Below are 19,198 nucleotides of genomic sequence, written 5' to 3'. Positions count from 1 at the left end.
GGCTCAATGCCGTTTTGCATGGAACTTGACCTTCAACTCCGATGCGTGGTGAGGCCTGCGAAGCGCGGCGCTGCGTGCTCGAACGGGTTGGCTGGAAGGTGCTTGAGCTTGGACAGGCGCAGGTACGCAATGGCGATGAAGTTCCTGCTCGTTCTGAATCCGCGTGCGGCCCGCTTGGCGTTTTGCATTAGCCCATTCATGGCCTCCACAAACGCGTTGCTGCGTCCTTGCTGCATGCCCGCGATGACGCCTTCAAAGTGCGTCTTGAGCGTGCGTGCGAGCCGCTTGAAGGGCTCCAGGCGCGAGCGCATGGCCCAGGCGATCCAGCGCCCAAGTCCCGTGCGCGCCACCTCCTCGCTCTGACTGTGCGCCGCTGTCTCATACACCTCCCGCAGCGCCCCCTTCATGCGCCAGGCCCGTGCGCTTTGCAAGTTCGTGCGCTGCAGGGCGTACATCGCCTGTATGTGCCGCTGATTCCAGCTCGCATGGTGCGTGCGCATGGCCCAGCTCAGACTGCGCCTGCTGGCGCGGTCCAGCTCGCCCAGCGCTTGCGCCACGGCGTTGGGTCGGCTTTTGAATTCGGCCGCGCGCACCTCATCCATGGCCTTGCCCGCCAGTGCCGCCACATGAAAGCGGTCATAACAGATGGCCGCCTGCGGCAGTTGCTGCTGTGCCCCCTTCAGGTAGGCCGCACTCATGTCCATGCTCACATGGCTGATCGCCTGGGCGCTGCCGCCATGCTCGGACAGGTCTTTGGTGAAGGCATTGACCGTCTGGTGATCGCGTCCCTCGGTGACAAAGAGCAGGCGCTTTTGCTGCAGATCGTGCACGGCCGTGACGTATTCGTGGCCCTTGCGCAGACTGGTCTCGTCAATGCCGATGTGGCGCACGCCGCTCATGTCGTCCTTCTGACGCGCAAGCTTGACGTAGTGGTCAATGCGCCGCCACAAGGCTTTGGCGTCGGCGCGCAGGTGACGGGCCGCGTGGGCCACGGGCAGTTCTTTGCACAGGCTCAGCGCCAGCGCTTCAAACAGCAGCGTGAAGCCGCTGCCCTCGCGCGCCCAGGGCACCGGCACCTGGCTGGTCTTGCCGCAGGCGGTGCAGGCTACGCGGGGTATGGCCGCGTGCAGCCAGGCCTCGAACTGGAAGAAATCCAGATGGCGCCACGATCGCTCAATGCTCTCGTGGATGCCTTGATCGGGTGCGCCGCAGTGTGGGCAGGTCAGACGCCGCTCGGTGCAGACCACTTCAAAGTCAATGCGTTTCTTGGCGGTGCTCAACTCGGCGCGCTCGACACGCCAGGGGGCTTGCAACCCAAGGGCTGCGGTGAACAGGGCTTCGGTGCTCAGGCTCATGGTCGGTTACGAAGTTGTCAGGGTGGCGGCAACCAGAGTATCCAGCAACCTCACTCACTCACCACGCATCGGAGTTGAAGGTCAAGTTCCATGCAAAACGGCATTGAGCCTTCCCTATTGCACATGGAGTTTCCTGATATATTGTTTTTCCCTCTGATGTTGTACATCTATAAGTGGCGCTGGCTGTTTGACCGAGAAGCAGCAGAAGAGTAAATATAAATGGCTGGCAATTAATAGATTTTAAAAACGAAACCATAATATAATTTTGGGTTGGATTTGTTTATCGGATTTCGCGAAATTTTTCTTAAACACAGTTCTACTATCCCTCACCTTGCTCTGCAAGAATGGCTTTAAGCAAGCATGCAACTGTTTCAGGTGAATTGTCCGAAAGGGTTATCTGACGGAATTGACTCAGAAGATTGACTGCTTGTACACAAGCTCTGCTGGAATTCTCATCCAGGATTCCTGAGCCTGCCATTTTTGTAAGCTTCATGCAGATGTCTGAAATTTCCATATGTTGCTTTCTATTACTAGGTTTGAAGAAGTGATGCGAAAGTCTCAAGTATAGAGACGGATGTTTTCTTGCCAACGCTCATACTGACGACTAATCACTGGATATGCCCGGTAGTCAAAACCCATTTGAAATCATGAGGCTATCTTCTTGTTATGGCTAAACATACCGGAATAAAAAATCGCCAGGGTTTTCGCAACCGTCGTTGCGCCAATGGGAGTAGCGCCCCACTTTCGACCAACCGTCCACCGCAAGCACTATAGCCCCGGTGTTGCCTTTTGGGTTCAGTTCCTCGTGCGGTTTGCCGTTTGAAGGCATCCCCCAAATAGGGGTTGTTCTGGGAACCACAGTACATGCGCCGCAACCGCCCAAGCCTTGCTACACTCGCTATTCCATTTTGGGATAACGAGTGCCCGACGTCCTGCAACCGTCCCAGCAAACAACCCGAGGTCCCCATGCGCCTGCCCTTTCGCACTCTGACCGCACTGCTCTTCGTCACGCTCGCGCACACCACCGCCCAAGCCGCCGAAGCCCAGGTCGCCGTGGCCGCCAACTTCGCCGAGCCGATCAAGGCCATCGCCGCCGTGCTGGAAAAGACCACGGGCCACACGCTGAAGATCACGCTGGGTTCCACCGGCAAGCTCTACGCGCAGATCAGGAACGGCGCACCGTTTGACCTGCTGCTGGCCGCCGACGCCAAGACGCCCGAGGCGCTGGAGAAAGAGGGTTTGACGCAGCCGGGCAGCCGCTTCACCTACGCCACCGGCAAGCTGGTGCTGTGGTCGGCCAGCGCCACCACGGTGGACGCGCGGGGCGACGTCCTCCGAAGCCCCGGCCTGGGCAAGGTGGCCCACGCGGCGCCCAAGCTGGCGCCCTACGGCGCGGCGGCGGTGCAGGCGATGGACCGGCTGGGCCTGAGCGCCGCGCTCGCGCCGAAGCTGGTGCAGGGCGAGAGCATCGGCCAGACCTACAGCTTCGTGCACACCGCCAACGCCGCGGTGGGCTTTGTGGCGCTGTCGCAGGTGCTGGAGGGTGGGCGGCTCAAGGGCGGCTCGATGTGGGTGGTGCCGCAGACGCTCTACGACCCGATCCGGCAAGACGCCGTGTTGTTGAAACGCGGTGCGGGCAACGAGGCGGCGCAGGCGCTGCTCACGCTGCTGAAAAGCCCGAACGTCAAAGACCTGATCCGCTCGTACGGATATGACATCTGACACCGCGCGCACCCCATGCTGCTGACCCCCGCCGATCTCCAGGCCATCGGGCTGACTTTGAAGGTCGCCACGCTGACCACGGCCATCTTGCTGCTGCTGGGCGTGCCGCTGGCCTGGTGGCTGGCGCGCACGCGCTCGTGGCTCAAGACGCCGCTGGCCACGGTGGTGGCGCTGCCCATCGTGCTGCCGCCTTCCGTGCTGGGCTTCTATTTGCTGGTGGCCATGGGGCCCAACGGCCCGGTCGGCCAATGGACGCAGGCGCTCGGCCTGGGTCTGCTGCCCTTCAGCTTCACCGGCCTGGTGGTGGCCTCGGTGTTCTATTCGCTGCCCTTCATGGTGCAGCCGGTGCACAACGCCATGGAGGCCATGGGCAACCGCCCGCTGGAGGTGGCGGCGAGCCTGCGGGCTTCGCCGCTGGACACGTTTTTCAGCGTGGTGCTGCCGCTGTGCCGCCCCGGGCTGGTCACCGGCATCATCATGAGCTTTGCCCACACGGTGGGCGAGTTCGGCGTGGTGCTCATGGTGGGCGGCAACATCGCGGGCGAAACGCGCGTGGCCTCGGTGCAGATCTACGACCACGTCGAGGCGCTGGAGTACGGCGATGCGCACCGACTGTCCGCGGTGATGCTGGGCTTTTCTTTCGTCTGCCTGCTGGCGCTGCACCTTTACAACCAGCGCGGTCGAAGGGGCGCTGCATGACGGCCCGCACCGCTTCAGCCACCGGGCTGCAGCTGCAGGCGCGGCTGGACCGCGCGGGTTTTGTGCTCGATGTGGACATGGCCCTGCCGGGCAAGGGCCTGACCGCGCTGCTCGGCCCGTCGGGCTCGGGCAAGACGACCTGCCTGCGCGTGCTGGCCGGGCTGGAGCCGAACGCGCGCGGTGTCGTCCATGTGCTGGGCGAAGCCTGGCAAGACAGCGCGCGCGGCGTGTGCCTGCCGGTGCACCGGCGCCCGCTGGGCTATGTGTTCCAGGAGGCCAGCCTGTTCGACCACCTGAGCGTGCAAGACAACATCCGCTTCGGCTTTCAGCGCACGCCGCCCGCGCAGCGCCGCCACGGCTGGGACCATGGCCTGGAGCTGCTGGGCATTGGCCACCTGCTGCGGCGCATGCCGCACGAACTCTCCGGCGGCGAGCGCCAGCGCGTGGCCATGGCGCGGGCGCTGGCCACCAGCCCGCGGGTGCTGCTGATGGACGAGCCGCTGGCCTCGCTGGACGCGGCGCGCAAGGCCGAGATCCTGCCCTGGCTGGAACAGTTGCACGAGCGGCTGGACATCCCCGTGGTCTACGTGACGCACTCGGCCGACGAGGTGGCGCGCCTGGCCGACCACGTGGTGCTGCTGGAGCAAGGCCGGGTGCTGGCGCAAGGGCCGGTGCTGGAGCTGATGACGCGCGCTGATCTGCCGCTGGCCCACGGCGACAGCGCAGGCGCCCTGGTGGAAGCCGTGACTTGCGGCCTGCAAAGCGACAGCGACCTGTGCGAACTGCGCTTTGACGGCGGCACGCTGCTGCTGCCGCAAACGCGCGCCACACCGCTGCCGGACCGCACGCCGGTTCGCGTGCGCATCCAGGCGCGCGACGTGAGCCTGTCGCTGATCCAGCCCGAGCAGACCAGCGTGCTCAACTGCCTGCCGGCCACGGTGGCCGACGTGAGCGAGGACGGACCGGGTCAGGTGTTGGTGGGCCTGCGACTGGGGCAGGACACGCGCCTGCTCTCGCGCATCAGCCGACTTTCGTGTGAACGGCTGGGCATCGCGCCCGGCATGGCGGTGTTTGCGCAGATCAAGGGTGTGGCGATGGTGCGCTGATCACTTCGTCGCGTTCGGGAAGAACAGCTGCTCGCCACCGATCTTGTAACCGGCAATGGCCGCCTGACCGGCCGGACCGGTGACCCAGTCGACGAACTTCTGGCCTTCGGCGGTCTTCACCTGCGGGTGCTTGGCGGCGCTCACCAGCATCACGCCGTACTGGTTGAACAGGCGCTTGTCGCCCTCGACCAGCACCGTCAGGTCGGCGCGGTTCTTGAAGTTCAACCAGGTGCCGCGGTCGGCCAGCACGTAGGCGCCGCTGCTGGCGCCGATGTTGAGGGCCGGGCCCATGCCGCAGCCGCATTCCTTGTAGCCGCTCCCCTTGTTGGCGTCGGTGTCGGTCATCTTCCAGAAGCGCAGCTCGGCCGCGTGCGTGCCGCTCTTGTCGCCGCGCGAGATGAAGGGCGCGTTGGCGGTGGCGACCTTCTTGAGCGCGGCCACGATGTCGCTGCCTTTGGTGGCGGCCGGATCGGCCTTGGGGCCGATCAGCACGAAGTCGTTGTACATGACTTCCTGGCGCTTGGCCGCAAAACCGTCGGCGACGAACTTCTCTTCGGCCACCTTGTCGTGCACGAACAGCACGTCGGCATCGCCACGGCGCGCCATGTCGATCGCCTGGCCGGTGCCCAGGGCCACGACCTTCACGTCGATACCGCTGGCTTTCTTGAACTCAGGCAGCAGGTAGCTGAACAGCCCCGACTGCTCGGTGGATGTGGTGGACGCCACGACGATGCTGCTTTGCGCCAGCGCGGCGGTGCTGGCCAGCAGGCCAGCGGTGACGAAGCCGGCCGCGGCCAGCAGGCGCACGACGGTGCGGCGGGAAGAGAGGGAAGCTTTCATGTGGTTTCTCCTTTGACAAAAGCGCTGGCCTGCGGCGAAGTTTGTTCGAGCAGGTCCTGGTTGAAGAAGTCGTGCACCGGCAGATCGGCCAGCACACGCCCCTGTTCGAGATAGATCACCCGGCTGGCCAGGCGCTTGACCTGGCCGAGGTTGTGACTGGCCAGCACCAGCGTGGGGGGCAGGCGGCCGGGCGCGGGCAGCTCGTCGCCAAAGTCGGCGATCAGTGCCTCCACATCGCGCTTGGCGTGCGGGTCCAGGCTGGCGGTGGGTTCGTCGAGCAGCCACACGTCGGGCTGCAGCGCCCAGGCGCGCGCCAACGCCACGCGCTGCTGCTGCCCGCCCGAGAGGGCGCGGCCATTGCGGTCGGCCAGGTGAACAAGGTCGACGCGCACGAGCGCCTGCTGCGCACGACCACGCGTATGCGCCCAGGGCACGCCGCTGAGCCACAGGCCGAGCTGCAGGTTGCGGCGCACCGACATGCGCAACATGTGCGGCCGCTGGAACAGCATGGCGATGCGCGAGGCCAGTGGCACCCGCCGCTCTCCCGATGCGATGGGCAGCAGACCGTGCAGCGTGCGCAGCAACGTACTCTTGCCACAACCGTTGGGCCCGACCAGGGCCACGCGCTCACCGGCCTCGATGCTGAGCGTGATACTGCGCAGCGCTTCAACCTGGGCCGCCGGGCCCAGGCTCACGTTCACGTCGAGCAGTTCCAGCACGGTGTCCTGTCGCACCGTGGCGCCGGCCGCGCTGCCTTCGGTGGGGCGTTCGATCCTCATGCCGTGGCCATCCGCAGGTCGCCACCGTCCAGGTGCTCGCGCCAGCGGCGCAGCAGCGCCACCAGGCTGTTGAGCAGCAACACCACGGCCAGCAGCACAATGCCCAGCCCGAGCGCCAGCGGCAGGTCGCCCTTGCTGGTCTCCAGCGCGATGGCGGTGGTCATGACGCGGGTGAACCCTTCGATGTTGCCGCCCACGATCATCACCGCGCCGACCTCGGCGATGGCGCGGCCAAAGGCGGTGATCAGCACCGTGAGCAGGGCGTAGCGCTCGTCCCAGGCCAGCAGCAGGCTGCGCAGGCCCAGGCGTGCGCCGAGCGACGACAACTGCTCGCCGTGGCTGCGGTCGACGTCTTCCACCACCTGACGCGTGAGCGCCGTCACCAGCGGCAGCACCAGGAGGGCCTGCGCCAGCACCATGGCCTGGAAGCTGAACAGCCAGCCCAGAAAACCCAGCGGCCCCGAGCGCGAAAGCAGCAGGTAAACCACCAGCCCCACCACCACCGCCGGCACGGCGAGAAAGGTGTTGAGCAGCGTCAGCACCACGCCCCGGCCCGCAAAACGCGACACCCCCAGCCAGGCGCCCAGCGCCAGGCCCAGGCTGCAGGCCAGCAGGCAGGCCGTGGCGCTGACGGCGAGCGAGCGCAGCACGATGGCCCAGAGGCCGGCGTCGCCCGAGAGAATCAGTTGCAGCGCGGTTCCCGCGCTATCGGAAAAGGTGTTCATATTGTGCGAACGAGCTTACGTGGGCACTGCGGGTTTGAGAGTACGTAGTGACGCGGTATGAACCCGCGTGCATAGGAGACGGGCCGGCGGCGATGTCGCTTGAGGCACACTCGCGCCCATGAGAAAGGTCGAGCTTTCGTATTCGCTCACGGCCCAGGGCACGGGCCGCACGCCCCACCATGCGCTGCTGCGCAACGCCATGATGGACGTGCTGCACGCCGTCCGGGAGCGGGGTTCCATCTCGGCCGCAGCGCGCTACCTGGGCCTGTCGTACCGCCACGTCTGGGGCCAGCTCAAAGCCTGGGAGGCCGAGCTCGGCCAGGAACTGCTGGTGTGGGAACGCGGCCAGTCGGCCCTGCTCAGCCCGTTCGGCGAGCGCCTGCTGATGGCGGAGCGGCTGGCGCAGGCGCGCCTGGGGCCGCAGATGGAAAGCCTGCGCGCCGAGCTGGAGCGTGCTTTTGCGCTGGCCTTCGAGCCCGAGACCAGCGCGGCCGGCGCCGAGGTGCTGACGCTGTACGCCAGCCACGACCACGCCCTGAACGAGCTGCAGGATATCGCCGCCAGCCCGGTGGCCGGCGCGACGGGCCTGCACCTGGACATCCGCTTCTGCGGCAGCGTGGACGCCATCCGCGCCCTGAACGAAGGGCGCTGCGTGCTGGCGGGTTTTCACACCCAGCCGTTCGCCGACGCGACCAGCCTGAGCGCGCGCACCTACCGGCCACTGCTCAAGCCGGGCACGCACAAGATCATCGGCTTCGCCCGCCGCTCGCAGGGCCTGATGGTGGCGCCGGGCAACCCGCTGCGCCTGTGGGACATGCGCGATGTGGCCCGGTTGCAGGCGCGCTTCATCAACCGTGCCAAGGGCACCGGCACCCGCCTGCTGCTGGAGGAGCTGCTGGCCCAGGCGGGCATGGATCCGATCGACCTGCGGGGCTTTGACCGCGTGGAGAGCTCACACGCCGCCGTGGCACAGGCGATCGCCAGCGGGGACGGTGATGCGGGCCTGGGCACCGAATACGCCGCCCGCAGCCAGGGCCTGGGTTTCGTGCCCCTGACCGATGAGCGCTACCTGCTGGTGTGCCTGAAGTCGGCACTGGAGCTGCCCGCCGTCAAGCGCCTGCTGGCGTTGCTGGGCAGCCAGGCGTGGCAGGCGCGACTGGACCGGCTGCCGGGGTATACGAGCGACCACAGTGGCGAGGTCGCCGCGATGAAGCGCCTGCTGCCCTGGTGGCGGTGAATCAGAAAGCTTCTTTCTCGGCTTCGAGATATGCCAGGCTGGTGTACTTGCCGATGTTGCTGTCGAAGCCGTCCATGGTCTTGGCGCGGCTGGCGACGCGGGGATCTTTCATCACCAGGTCTTTGGCGCCATCGATGGGAATGCCTTCCTTGACGGCGTGCACGCTGGGCTCCCAGATGCCTTTCATGAACGTGCCGTAGGTGTCGAGCAGGTCCTTGCTGCCGCGACCGTGACCGGGCAGCCAGAGCTGGTCGCCCGCCGCCTTCTTCAGCTCGTCGTAAAACTTGAAGGTACCGGGGTAGGAGCCATCGTCCATGTTGGCGATGCGGTTCGCCATGGCGATGTCGCCCACGTAGGTGAGCTTGTCCTGCACGATCTCGAAACACAGGTCGGACGGGGTGTGGGCGCGGCCGTAGTGGTGCAGCTTGATCTGCACATCGCCGTAGTCGAACACCTGGCCATGTTCGACCACCTTGTTGGGCGCCACCACCTTGGTGCCCAGCGTCGCCTGGTTGGTCCAGCGCTCCATCAGGCTGCGCCAGAGATTGCCTTCATGGCCCGCGATCTGGTCGCGCGTGTGGGCCAGCGCGTGGATCGGCAGGTCGGCGCCATAGGTTTCGGCAAAAGCCTGGTTGCCCAGCCAGTGGTCACCGTGGTAATGGCTGTTGAAGACCGCGATCACCGGCTTGGGCGTCACGGTCTTGATCATGCGGATCGCCATCTGGCCGATCTGCACCGAAGCACCGGTGTCCAGCACCACCACGCCCTTCTGGGTGATGGCGAAAATGATGCTGGCCATCAGACCCTGGTTTTCCTGGGTTGGAAAGCCCTCTTTGGCATAGACCATCCAGACGTGCGGCGACAGCTGTTCGGGTTTCACGTCGGGCACCGGTGGCCCTTCGATGAACTCGTGCACCTGCTGGGCAAAGAGCCTCACTTCCGGAACCATGGCCAGACCGGCCACCCCGAGCCCCGCGCCCCCCATCATGCGAAGCCACGCGCGGCGGCTGCGCGTGTTCGTGGGTGGGTTGAGGGCGTTGCCGGCCTGTGCCGGTGTGGACCGAGAGGTCATGGGGTGTCTCCTGTCTTTTGAATCATCGAATAAGCATGCACTTATTTGATGATCATAAGACCGGAACCACCGGGCAGGCAAGCGGCAGGTCAGGTGGGCAGACGCAGCGCGATCTCGGCCACGAGCTGGCGCGCGAGCTGCAGCTTGGAGGCCTTGGGCAGGTCGGTCGTGCCCTGTGCGTCCACCAGCAGCAGGGCGTTGTCATCCTGCCCGAAGGTGTCGGGCCCGATGTTGCCGACCAGCAGCGGCACACCCTTGCGTTCGCGCTTGGCCTGGGCGTTGGCCAGCAGGTCGTGGCTCTCGGCCGCAAAACCCACGCAGAACAGCTGGCGGTTCTGGGCCCGGGCGCCCGAGGCGATACCGGCCAGGATGTCCGGGTTCTCAATGAAGGACAAGGTGGGAACCCGGCCGCTGCCGTCCTTCTTGATTTTTTCGTTGGCCGACTCCGCAGGGCGCCAGTCGGCGACGGCGGCGGCGGATATGAACACGTTCGCTGTCTGGCTCAGCACGTTGAGCGTCTTCTGCATGTTCAGCGCCGACTTCACATTGATGCGTCCCACCCCACGCGGCGTGGGCAGGCTCACCGGTCCGGCCACCAGGGTCACGAGAGCACCCGCTTCGTGCGCCGCACGCGCAATGGCAAAGCCCATCTTGCCGCTCGAGAGGTTGGTTAACCCGCGCACCGGGTCGATGGCTTCGTACGTGGGGCCGGCGCTCACCAGCACCTGCTGGCCCGCCAGCACCTTGGGCGTGAAGAAGCGCACCAGCTCGTACAGCAGTTCGTCGGATTCCAGCATGCGGCCATCGCCCGTTTCGCCGCAGGCCTGATCGCCCACGCCGACATCCAGCACGGTGGTGCCGTCGGTGCGCAGCTGGGCCACGTTGCGCTGCGTGGCCGGGTGCGCCCACATCTCGCGGTTCATGGCCGGCGCCAGGATCAGCGGCACCTTGTCCAGCGGACGCGCCAGACACATCAGGCTGAGCAGGTCATCGGCCCGGCCATGCAACAGCTTGGCCATGAAGTCGGCACTGGCCGGCGCCACCAGGATCGCATCGGCCTCGCGGCTGAGGTTGATGTGCGGCATGTTGTTGTCCGAGCCACCGGACGTGCGCTGGTCCCACTGCGAGGTGAACACGGGGCGACCCGACAGCGCCTGCATCGTGACCGGCGTGATGAACTGCTCGGCGGCCCCGGTCATGACCACCTGCACCGAGGCCCCCTCCTTGATCAGGGTGCGACAGAGCTCGGCCGCCTTGTAGCATGCAATGCCGCCCGAGAGGCCGAGGACGATGTGTTTTCCGGCGAGGTCGTTCATGGCTTCAATGTATCAGTTTGTATGCGGTCGTGGTCAGCACATGCAGGCACAATCTCTCCCGACAGGTCTCCCGCATCACAGTGAACCGCAGTGATAATCCCCGCCTACACCTTCAACCCAACGACGAACACACAAAGCCATGCGTATCGCTTTCGTACTCCGGACCTGGATCCTTTGCGGCACTCTCGTGACACAGGTTGCCTGTGGCGGATCGGACGATCCCGACATCATCCCAACCGGGGGCGCTTTGCCCAATCTGGCGTTCGCGGACAACGATGGATACCTGCCACTGGACAAACTCAAAGCCGACGGCAGTTTTTATGCCGGCAATGAACCCGACTTTGGCACGCCAAACCCAGCCTACGCCGTCAGCAGCAAGACCGAATCGAAGTGGGCCATCGACACCTCGGCCAGCGTGCCGACTGGCCATACGCTGAGCTACAGCTTCAAGGTCAGCGGGGTCAACGTTGGCGCTGCCGAGGTCGCCAGCCTGACCAGCAACCTACGGATCCAGGAGGACACCGGCCTGATCACCCAGAGTTGCACGGGCTTTCCCAATTGCTACGACAACCACAGCGCCCAGGACGACGAATTCCTGATCACCGCGACAGCCAGCGTCAATGGCAACAAGGGTTCTCTGACCCGCAAATTCGCGTTGCGCGTGCGCGCCAACAACTGAGCGCGTTCTGACAGTTGATCGGTCCAGCCCCACCGGGCTGGGCCCGGCCTGGTCCGTGGGGTGCCCTCTATAATCGCCATTTCCACCTCCTGCGAGCGACCGGCTCGCCCGAGACATGACCAAATTTGTGTTCGTCACCGGCGGTGTGGTGTCCTCCCTGGGCAAGGGCATTGCTTCTGCTTCCCTGGCTGCGATCCTCGAATCGCGCGGCCTCAACGTCACCCTCATCAAGCTCGACCCGTACATCAACGTGGATCCGGGCACCATGTCGCCCTTCCAGCACGGCGAGGTCTTCGTCACCGACGACGGCGCCGAAACCGACCTGGACCTGGGCCACTATGAGCGTTTCATCGAAACGCGCATGAAGAAGACCAACAACTTCACCACCGGCAAGATCTACCAGTCGGTGCTGGAGAAGGAACGCCGGGGCGACTACCTCGGCAAGACGGTGCAGGTGATCCCGCACGTCACCAACGAAATCCAGGAATTCATCAAGCGCGGCGCCGGCATCGGCACGCCCGATGCGGTGGACGTGGCCATCGTGGAAATCGGCGGCACCGTGGGCGACATCGAATCGCTGCCTTTCCTTGAAGCGGTGCGCCAGATGAGCCTGCGCATGGGGCCGAACAACACGGCCTTCGTGCACCTGACCTACCTGCCGTGGATTGCCGCGGCTGGCGAGCTCAAGACCAAGCCCACACAGCACACGGTGCAGAAGCTGCGCGAGATCGGCATACAGGCCGACGCCCTGCTCTGCCGCGCCGACCGCCGCATCCCGGAAGAAGAACGCGCCAAGATTTCGCTGTTCACCAACGTGCCCGAGTGGGGCGTGATCAGCATGTGGGACGTGGACACCATCTACAAGGTGCCGCGCATGCTGCACGAGCAGGGCCTGGACGGCCTGATCTGTGACAAGTTGCGCCTGAACACACCGCCCACCAGCCTCAAGCGCTGGGACGAACTGGTGCACGAGACCGAGCACCCTCAGGGCGAAGTCAGGATCGCCATGGTCGGCAAGTACGTCGACCTGTCGGACAGCTACAAGTCGGTCAACGAAGCACTGCGCCACGCCGGCATGCGCAACCATGTCAAGGTGACCATCGACCACGTCGATTCCGAGACCATGGAAGGCGCGGACGCCGCTGAAAAGCTGGCGAAATACGACGGCATCCTCGTGCCCGGCGGCTTCGGCCAGCGCGGTGTCGAGGGCAAGATCAACACCGCCCGCTTCGCCCGCGAGCACAAGGTGCCTTACCTGGGCATCTGCCTGGGCATGCAGGTCGCCACCATCGAGTACGCCCGCCACGTGGCCGGCCTGAAGAACGCCAACAGCACCGAGTTCGACCCCGCCACCCCACACCCGGTGATTGCCCTGATCACCGAATGGAAAGATGCCGATGGCAGCATCCAGACACGCAGCGCCAGCTCCGACCTCGGCGGCACCATGCGTCTGGGCGCGCAGAGCTCCGACGTGACCAGGGACACGCTGGCCCACAGCATCTACGGCGACGTGGTCACCGAGCGCCACCGCCACCGCTACGAAGCCAACGTCAACTACCTCGACCAGTTGCGCCAGGCCGGGCTGGTGATCTCGGCGCTGACACAGCGCGAGCAGCTGACCGAAATCGTCGAGCTGCCCAAGGCCGTGCACCCCTGGTTCATCGGCGTGCAGTTCCATCCCGAATTCAAGTCCACGCCGTGGGCCGGTCACCCGCTGTTCAACGCCTTCATCAAGGCCGCCGTCGAACAGCACGGTCTGCAAAAACTCAAGGCTGTGGCCTGAAACTGGGAAGCCCACACATGCAACTCTGCGGATTCGACGTCGGTCTGGACCAGCGCTTTTTCCTCATCGCCGGCACCTGCTCGATCGAAGGGCTGCAGATGTCCATCGACGTCGCCGGTCAGCTCAAGGAGGCCTGCACCGCGCTGGACATTCCGCTGATCTACAAAGGCTCTTTCGACAAGGCCAACCGGTCTTCGGGCACCAGCCAGCGCGGCGTCGGCCTGGAGGCTGGCCTGAAGATCCTCGACGAGGTGCGCCGCCAGCTGCAGTTGCCCATCCTGACCGACGTGCACGATGCATCGCACGTGGCCGAGGTGGCCAGCGTGGTGGACGTGCTGCAGACGCCGGCCTTCCTGTGCCGCCAGACCGATTTCATCCGCGCCGTGGCCCAGTCCGGCAAGCCGGTGAACATCAAGAAGGGCCAGTTCCTCGCCCCCTGGGACATGAAGAACGTGATCGACAAGGCCCGCGATGCCGCTCGGGAAGCCGGCCTGTCGGAAGACCGCTTTCTGGCCTGCGAACGTGGCGTGAGTTTTGGCTACAACAACCTCGTGGCCGACATGACCAGCCTGGCCGAGATGCGCAAGTCCGGTGCGCCGGTGGTCTTTGACGTGACCCACTCGGTGCAGAAACCGGGCGGCCTGGGCTCGGTCAGCGGCGGTGCCCGCGAGATGGTGCCGGTGCTGGCCCGTGCGGGTGTGGCCGCCGGGGTCGCGGGCCTGTTCATGGAAACCCATCCCAAGCCCGCCGAGGCCTGGTCGGATGGCCCCAATGCCGTGCCGCTCAGGCACATGAAGGCGCTGCTCGAAACACTGGTGGCGCTCGATGCCGTCGTCAAAAAAACGCCACTGCTGGAGAACAACTTCCAATGAGCGAAGCGCCGGACCGCTCCAAGCAAGCTCGCACCGCAGCCCGTGAGGGCGAAGGTTCAACACCTTGCGCATACATCATTGCGGAAGTGACGGTCACCAACGAAGACCAGATGAAACGCTACCGCGAATGGAGCACGCGCGCCATGCAGGAGTTCGGCGCTGAAGTCGTGGTGCGCGGGGGCCGTGTGGAGCCGCTCGAAGGGGACTGGAACCCGCAACGGGTGGTGGTGCTCCGGTTCAAGGACCTCGCGACCGCACAGGCCTACTACCGTTCTGAAACCTATACCCATGCCCGCCAGTTGCGGGAAGGCGCGGGCTCGATCCGCATGTTTGCTGTTGAAGGCGTTTGACCGGATTCCCGTGATCTACGTCTTCATCCTGGGATTGATTGTGTTGATCTATTTTGGATTTTTTTGAAGGACCGATATGAGTGCAATCGTTGATATCGTTGGCCGCGAAGTCTTGGACAGCCGCGGCAACCCCACCGTCGAATGCGACGTGCTGCTGGAGAGCGGCGTGATGGGCCGTGCGGCCGTGCCGTCGGGCGCCTCCACCGGCAGCCGCGAAGCCATTGAGCTGCGCGACGGCGACAAGAGCCGTTACCTCGGCAAGGGCGTGCTCAAGGCCGTCGAACACATCAACACCGAAATCTCCGAAGCCGTGCTGGGCCTCGACGCGTCCGAGCAGGCCTTCCTGGACAAGACCCTGATCGACCTCGACGGCACCGACAACAAGGGTCGCCTGGGCGCCAACGCCCTGCTCGCCGTGTCCATGGCCGTGGCCCGCGCTGCCGCTGAAGAAGCCGGCCTGCCGCTGTACCGCTATTTCGGTGGCATGAGCGCGGTGCAGATGCCCGTGCCCATGATGAACGTCATCAACGGCGGCGAACACGCCAACAACAACCTCGACATCCAGGAGTTCATGATCATCCCCGTGGGGGCGCCGAGCTTCCGCGAAGCCCTGCGCTACGGCGCCGAGGTGTTCCATGCGCTGAAGAAGATCCTGCACGACCGCGGCATCAGCACGGCGGTGGGCGACGAAGGCGGTTTTGCCCCCAACGTGGACAACCACGAAGCCGCGATCCAGATGATCCTGGAAGCCATCGACAAGGCTGGTTTTGTGGCTGGCGAGCAGATCGCCCTGGGCCTGGACTGTGCCGCTTCCGAGTTCTACAAGGATGGCAAGTACCAGCTGGCCGGCGAAGGCATGAGCCTCACCGCCCAGGAATGGACCGACATGATGGCCAACTGGGTCGACAAATACCCCATCATCAGCATCGAAGACGGCATGGCCGAAGGCGACTGGGACGGCTGGAAGCTGATGACCGATCGCCTGGGCAAGAAGGTGCAGATCGTTGGCGACGACCTGTTCGTCACCAACACCAAGATTCTCAAGGAAGGCATCGACAAGGGCATCGCCAACTCGATCCTGATCAAGATCAACCAGATCGGCACGCTGACCGAAACCTTCGCCGCCATCGAGATGGCCAAGCGCGCCGGCTACACCGCCGTGATCTCGCACCGTTCGGGCGAAACCGAAGACAGCACCATCGCCGACATCGCCGTCGGCACCAACGCCGGCCAGATCAAGACCGGCTCGCTGTCGCGCTCGGACCGCATGGCCAAGTACAACCAGTTGCTGCGCATCGAAGAAGATCTGGGTGAAGTGGCCGTGTACCCGGGCCGCGCCGCGTTTTACAACTTGAAGTGATGTCTGCGGGCCTCTTGCGCCGATAGACTCCTGCCACCATGGGTTCACGCTTCATCCCCGCCCTGCTGATCACGCTGCTGCTCGTGCTGCACGCGCAGCTCTGGTTCGGCCGCGGCAGCGTGCCCACGGTGTCGGGCATGAAGCAGGAACTGGCCCGGCTGGAGCGCAGCAACCGCGAGGCCAAGCTGCGCAACGACCAGCTGGCCAGCGAGGTGCGCGACCTGCAAGAGGGCCTGGACATGGTGGAAGAGCTGGCCCGTCAGAATCTGGGCATGGTCAAGCCCAACGAGGTCTTTGTCCAGATCGCGCAGACCCGGCCCTGAGCCCGTGTCATTCGGCCACCAGGCGCGCATCAACGTCACCATGCGCCATTGAACGCCGCCCCGCCCGTGGCCACGACGATCACGCTGCTGGGTGGCGAGTCCACCGGCAAGTCTGCTTTGGGACAGGCCTTGCAGCAGCACCTCAACGAGGTGCTTCACATCCCCACCGTGCTCGTTCCCGAGCGGCTCCGGCACTGGTGCGAGACCATGGGTCGCGCGCCGCAAGCGCAAGAGCAGGCCGCGCGCGCCGCCGAGCAAACGCAGCACATCGAAACAGCCGCCCGCCAGCACGGTGTGGAACTGGTCATTGCCGATACCACCTCGCTCGTGATCGCGGCCTACAGCGAGCTGTACTTCAACGACACCTCACTGCTGCCCGCCGCCCGGGCCGAACAGCGCGGCTACGACCTGACGCTGCTGATGGGGCTGGACCTGCCCTGGGTCGCCGACGGCCTGTTTCGCGACAGCCTGGCCGTGCGCGACGCCACCGACGCGGTGCTGCGGCGCGAGCTGCAGATCGCCGGCGTGCGTTACCAGACCATCTATGGAAAGGGGCCAGCGCGTCTGCAGCAGGCCTTGAGGGCCATCGGCAAGCACCTCGGCCGGCCGCTGCTGGCCGACGATCCGGCGCTGCGTCTGGGCCGGGGCCGCTGGATCTGTGAGAGCTGCAGCGACCCGGACTGTGAACACCGCCTGTTCAGCCAGCTGGTGACCACCGATCACACCAAAGACCCGCCACCATGATCCCGGCACAACCCTTGCCCGACTTCCGCTCTCCCGATTTCCTGCGCGCGCACGTGCGCGACTGCATGGCCTTCTACCACCCGCGGGCCATCGACCCCAGCGGCGGTCTGTTCCATTTTTTCCGGGACAACGGCGAGGTCTACGACCGCCACACCCGCCACCTGGTCAGCAGCACCCGCTTCGTCGTCACCTACGCCATGGCCGTGCGCTCGGGGGCCGATGCCTCGCACCGCCAGGCACTGGCCCACGCCTTCGACTTCCTGCGCCGCGCGCACCGCGACCCCCACAGCGGTGGCTACACCTGGCTGCTGGACTGGCGCGACGGGAAAAAGACCGTGCTCGACGGCACCCAGCACGCCTACGGCCTGGCCTTCGTCCTGCTGGCGCACGCCCACGCCTTCATGGCCGGCCTGCCCGAGGCGCACGCCGGCATCGCCGAAACCTTTGAGTTGCTGGAGCAGCGTTTCTGGGAACCAGGCCACGGCCTCTACGCCGACGAGATCGGCCCCGACGGGGTGCTCAGCGACTACCGGGGCCAGAACGCCAACATGCACCTGTGCGAGGCGCTGCTCGCCGCCTTCGACGCCACCGGCGAAGTGCGCTACCTGGTCCGTGCCGAGCGGCTGGCCGACCACATCTGCATCCGCCAGGCGGCGCTGGCCGATGGCCTGGTGTGGGAGCACTACCGCGCCGACTGGTCGGTCGACTGGGACTACAACAAGGACGACAGGAGCAACCTCTTCCGCCCCTGGGGTTTCCAGCCCGGCCACCTGACCGAATGGGCCAAGCTGTTGCTGCTGCTCGATCAGCGCCGCCCACGCGCCGACCACCTGCCGCGCGCCCGGTTTTTCTTTGACACCGCGATGGCGAAGTCGTGGGATGCCGAACACGGCGGCCTGTTCTACGGCTTCGCGCCCGACGGCAGCGTGTGCGACAGCGACAAATATTTCTGGGTCCAGGCCGAATCTGTCGCCACCGCCGCGCGCCTGGCCAGCGTCACGGGCGAAACCCGCTACTGGGCCGATTACGACCGCCTGTGGGCTTACGCCTGGCAGCATTTCGTGGACCATCAACACGGCGCCTGGTGGCGCATCCTGCGCGCCGACAACACCAAGATCAGCGACGAAAAAAGCCCTGCGGGCAAGGTGGACTACCACACCATGGGGGCGTGCTACGACGTCCTCGACACACTGGGCCAGGGCGCGCGGCGGCTGCGTGCGACGACCTGACCCCGCCGCCGTTCACTGGAGATGGGGTGTGGCGGGCGGCTGCGCGTGCGGCTGCAGAAACACCTGCGCCGCATCCACCGGGTCAAACCGGTACATCGCACCGCAGAAGTCGCAGCCCACCTCCACCTGACCCTGCTCGGTGATGATCGATTCGATCTCGTCGCGCCCCAGGCTGCGCAGCATGCTGCTCACGCGCTCGCGCGAGCAGGTGCAGGCAAAACGCGGGCCTTCCTCGCCCGCCAGGGGCTCGAAGCGGCGCAGGTCTTCTTCCCAGAACAGGCGGTGCAGGATCGTCTCGGCGTCCAGCTCCAGCAGCTCCTCACGCTTGAGGCTGGCGGCCAGGATGGCAATGCGGTTGTAGTCCTCGTTCCGGCCGATCTGGTCTTCGTCGCTGGCCACCGCGCCCGCACCGGCCAGGTTGGCCTCGCCCTGCAGCGGCAGGCGCTGGATCAGCAGGCCCGCGGCCACCTTGTCATTCGCGGCCAACACCAGGCGTGTGTCGAGCTGCTCGCTCTGCAGCATGTAGTGTTCGATCACTTCGCTGAGCTTTTCCAGCTTCTCGTGGCGGTCACCAAACAGCGGCACCACGCCCTGGTAAGGCTGCTGGCCCGGCTGGCGGTCTTTCGGGTCGAGCGTGATCGCGCAACGCCCCTGGTTGTTCACGTTGACCATGTGCGAGAGCGGCGCATCGGCCGCCACCTCGCCCAACACCGTGGCCGTGGCGCGCAGGCTCAGGTCGGGCTGCACCTCGGCCACGGCGAGCTTCACCGGGCCGTCGCCCATGATCTGCATCACCAGCGCGCCGTTGAACTTGATGTTGGCCTGCATCAGCGTGGCAGCGGCCGTCATCTCGCCCAGCAGTTCCTGCACCGCCGCGGGATAGCCGCCCGCCTGCTCGCGCCGGTGCAGGATGTCGGTCCAGGCATCGGTCAGGCGCACCAGCATGCCGCGCACCGGCAGGCCTTCAAACATGAATTTGTGGAGTTCGGACAAGGGGTTCTTTCGAT

21 protein-coding genes are annotated in these 19,198 nt (G+C 65.4%); 12 read left to right on the top strand and 9 right to left on the bottom strand.

Annotated elements, in window-relative coordinates; genetic code table 11:
* Positions 1-32 precede the first annotated feature (32 nt).
* From AC0GNO_RS21830 to AC0GNO_RS21820, 3 genes are all read right to left on the bottom strand, one after another.
* A complete protein-coding gene (locus AC0GNO_RS21830) occupies positions 33-1,355 on the bottom strand; it encodes an ISL3 family transposase (protein ID WP_472905210.1) in 1,323 nt (440 codons plus the stop codon).
* 58 nt (positions 1,356-1,413) lie between these two features.
* A complete protein-coding gene (locus AC0GNO_RS21825) occupies positions 1,414-1,611 on the bottom strand; it encodes a DUF4124 domain-containing protein (RefSeq protein WP_472905503.1) in 198 nt (65 codons plus the stop codon).
* A 63-nt stretch (positions 1,612-1,674) separates the two neighbouring features.
* Positions 1,675-1,869: a hypothetical protein gene (locus AC0GNO_RS21820; protein ID WP_472905502.1), complete on the bottom strand. Its 195-nt coding sequence runs from the start codon at positions 1,867-1,869 to the stop codon at positions 1,675-1,677.
* A 452-nt stretch (positions 1,870-2,321) separates the two neighbouring features.
* Between AC0GNO_RS21820 and modA the strand changes: the two genes are divergently transcribed.
* The 3 genes from modA to modC are packed head-to-tail and all read left to right on the top strand — an operon-like array spanning position 2,322 to position 4,882.
* Complete coding sequence (gene modA, locus AC0GNO_RS21815) at positions 2,322-3,077, top strand: molybdate ABC transporter substrate-binding protein (RefSeq protein ID WP_472905501.1); 756 nt, start codon at positions 2,322-2,324, stop codon at positions 3,075-3,077.
* Positions 3,078-3,092: 15 nt separating this feature from the next.
* Complete coding sequence (gene modB / locus AC0GNO_RS21810; RefSeq protein ID WP_472905500.1) at positions 3,093-3,776, top strand: molybdate ABC transporter permease subunit; 684 nt, start codon at positions 3,093-3,095, stop codon at positions 3,774-3,776.
* Positions 3,773-4,882: a molybdenum ABC transporter ATP-binding protein gene (modC, locus tag AC0GNO_RS21805; protein WP_472905499.1), complete on the top strand. Its 1,110-nt coding sequence runs from the start codon at positions 3,773-3,775 to the stop codon at positions 4,880-4,882. The genes modB and modC overlap by 4 nt, the downstream gene beginning before the upstream one ends.
* Here modC and AC0GNO_RS21800 read toward each other — a convergent pair whose 3' ends face one another.
* The 3 genes from AC0GNO_RS21800 to AC0GNO_RS21790 are packed head-to-tail and all read right to left on the bottom strand — an operon-like array spanning position 4,883 to position 7,226.
* Positions 4,883-5,722: an ABC transporter substrate-binding protein gene (locus AC0GNO_RS21800; protein ID WP_472905498.1), complete on the bottom strand. Its 840-nt coding sequence runs from the start codon at positions 5,720-5,722 to the stop codon at positions 4,883-4,885.
* Positions 5,719-6,501 (bottom strand): ABC transporter ATP-binding protein, encoded by a 783-nt coding sequence (locus AC0GNO_RS21795; protein ID WP_472905497.1) that lies wholly within the window; start codon positions 6,499-6,501, stop codon positions 5,719-5,721. Before AC0GNO_RS21795 ends, AC0GNO_RS21800 begins: the two co-directional genes overlap by 4 nt.
* Positions 6,498-7,226 carry an ABC transporter permease gene (locus AC0GNO_RS21790; RefSeq protein ID WP_472905496.1) on the bottom strand — a complete coding sequence of 243 codons (729 nt, stop codon included), beginning with the start codon at positions 7,224-7,226 and terminating at the stop codon, positions 6,498-6,500. Before AC0GNO_RS21790 ends, AC0GNO_RS21795 begins: the two co-directional genes overlap by 4 nt.
* A gap of 118 nt (positions 7,227-7,344) precedes the next feature.
* On the opposite strand from AC0GNO_RS21790, the gene AC0GNO_RS21785 reads away from it, so the two are divergent.
* Entirely contained in the window at positions 7,345-8,463 is a 1,119-nt protein-coding gene (locus AC0GNO_RS21785; RefSeq protein ID WP_472905495.1) for a substrate-binding domain-containing protein, read from the top strand.
* A 1-nt stretch (position 8,464) separates the two neighbouring features.
* Here the strand turns inward: AC0GNO_RS21785 and AC0GNO_RS21780 are convergent, their stop codons facing one another.
* A complete protein-coding gene (locus AC0GNO_RS21780) occupies positions 8,465-9,535 on the bottom strand; it encodes an MBL fold metallo-hydrolase (protein ID WP_472905494.1) in 1,071 nt (356 codons plus the stop codon).
* Between the two features lie 89 nt (positions 9,536-9,624).
* A complete protein-coding gene (gene coaBC, locus AC0GNO_RS21775; protein WP_472905493.1) occupies positions 9,625-10,851 on the bottom strand; it encodes a bifunctional phosphopantothenoylcysteine decarboxylase/phosphopantothenate--cysteine ligase CoaBC in 1,227 nt (408 codons plus the stop codon).
* Positions 10,852-10,990: 139 nt separating this feature from the next.
* Here coaBC and AC0GNO_RS21770 point away from each other — a divergent pair, with 139 nt between their 5' ends.
* From AC0GNO_RS21770 to AC0GNO_RS21735, 8 genes are all read left to right on the top strand, one after another.
* The gene (locus AC0GNO_RS21770) at positions 10,991-11,530 is read left to right on the top strand and encodes a hypothetical protein (RefSeq protein ID WP_472905492.1); all 540 of its coding nucleotides are present in this window, start codon (positions 10,991-10,993) and stop codon (positions 11,528-11,530) included.
* 115 nt (positions 11,531-11,645) lie between these two features.
* On the top strand, positions 11,646-13,313 hold the full coding sequence (locus AC0GNO_RS21765) for a CTP synthase (RefSeq protein WP_472905491.1): 1,668 nt from the start codon (positions 11,646-11,648) through the stop codon (positions 13,311-13,313).
* A gap of 17 nt (positions 13,314-13,330) precedes the next feature.
* The gene (gene kdsA / locus AC0GNO_RS21760) at positions 13,331-14,185 is read left to right on the top strand and encodes a 3-deoxy-8-phosphooctulonate synthase (RefSeq protein ID WP_472905490.1); all 855 of its coding nucleotides are present in this window, start codon (positions 13,331-13,333) and stop codon (positions 14,183-14,185) included.
* Entirely contained in the window at positions 14,182-14,535 is a 354-nt protein-coding gene (locus AC0GNO_RS21755) for a DUF1330 domain-containing protein (RefSeq protein ID WP_472905489.1), read from the top strand. Before kdsA ends, AC0GNO_RS21755 begins: the two co-directional genes overlap by 4 nt.
* Before the next feature lie 76 nt (positions 14,536-14,611).
* Positions 14,612-15,895 carry a phosphopyruvate hydratase gene (eno, locus tag AC0GNO_RS21750; protein ID WP_226465707.1) on the top strand — a complete coding sequence of 428 codons (1,284 nt, stop codon included), beginning with the start codon at positions 14,612-14,614 and terminating at the stop codon, positions 15,893-15,895.
* A gap of 38 nt (positions 15,896-15,933) precedes the next feature.
* Complete coding sequence (locus AC0GNO_RS21745; RefSeq protein ID WP_472887766.1) at positions 15,934-16,218, top strand: FtsB family cell division protein; 285 nt, start codon at positions 15,934-15,936, stop codon at positions 16,216-16,218.
* Positions 16,219-16,284: 66 nt separating this feature from the next.
* Positions 16,285-16,962 carry an AAA family ATPase gene (locus AC0GNO_RS21740; protein WP_472905488.1) on the top strand — a complete coding sequence of 226 codons (678 nt, stop codon included), beginning with the start codon at positions 16,285-16,287 and terminating at the stop codon, positions 16,960-16,962.
* Complete coding sequence (locus AC0GNO_RS21735; RefSeq protein WP_472905487.1) at positions 16,959-18,191, top strand: AGE family epimerase/isomerase; 1,233 nt, start codon at positions 16,959-16,961, stop codon at positions 18,189-18,191. Before AC0GNO_RS21740 ends, AC0GNO_RS21735 begins: the two co-directional genes overlap by 4 nt.
* A 12-nt stretch (positions 18,192-18,203) precedes the next feature.
* Here the strand turns inward: AC0GNO_RS21735 and hslO are convergent, their stop codons facing one another.
* Positions 18,204-19,184 carry an Hsp33 family molecular chaperone HslO gene (gene hslO, locus AC0GNO_RS21730; protein WP_472887763.1) on the bottom strand — a complete coding sequence of 327 codons (981 nt, stop codon included), beginning with the start codon at positions 19,182-19,184 and terminating at the stop codon, positions 18,204-18,206.
* Positions 19,185-19,198 lie beyond the last annotated feature (14 nt).

This window comes from Hydrogenophaga sp. L310 (assembly GCF_055703065.1).
This window is presented reverse-complemented; position numbering and strand designations above follow the sequence as displayed.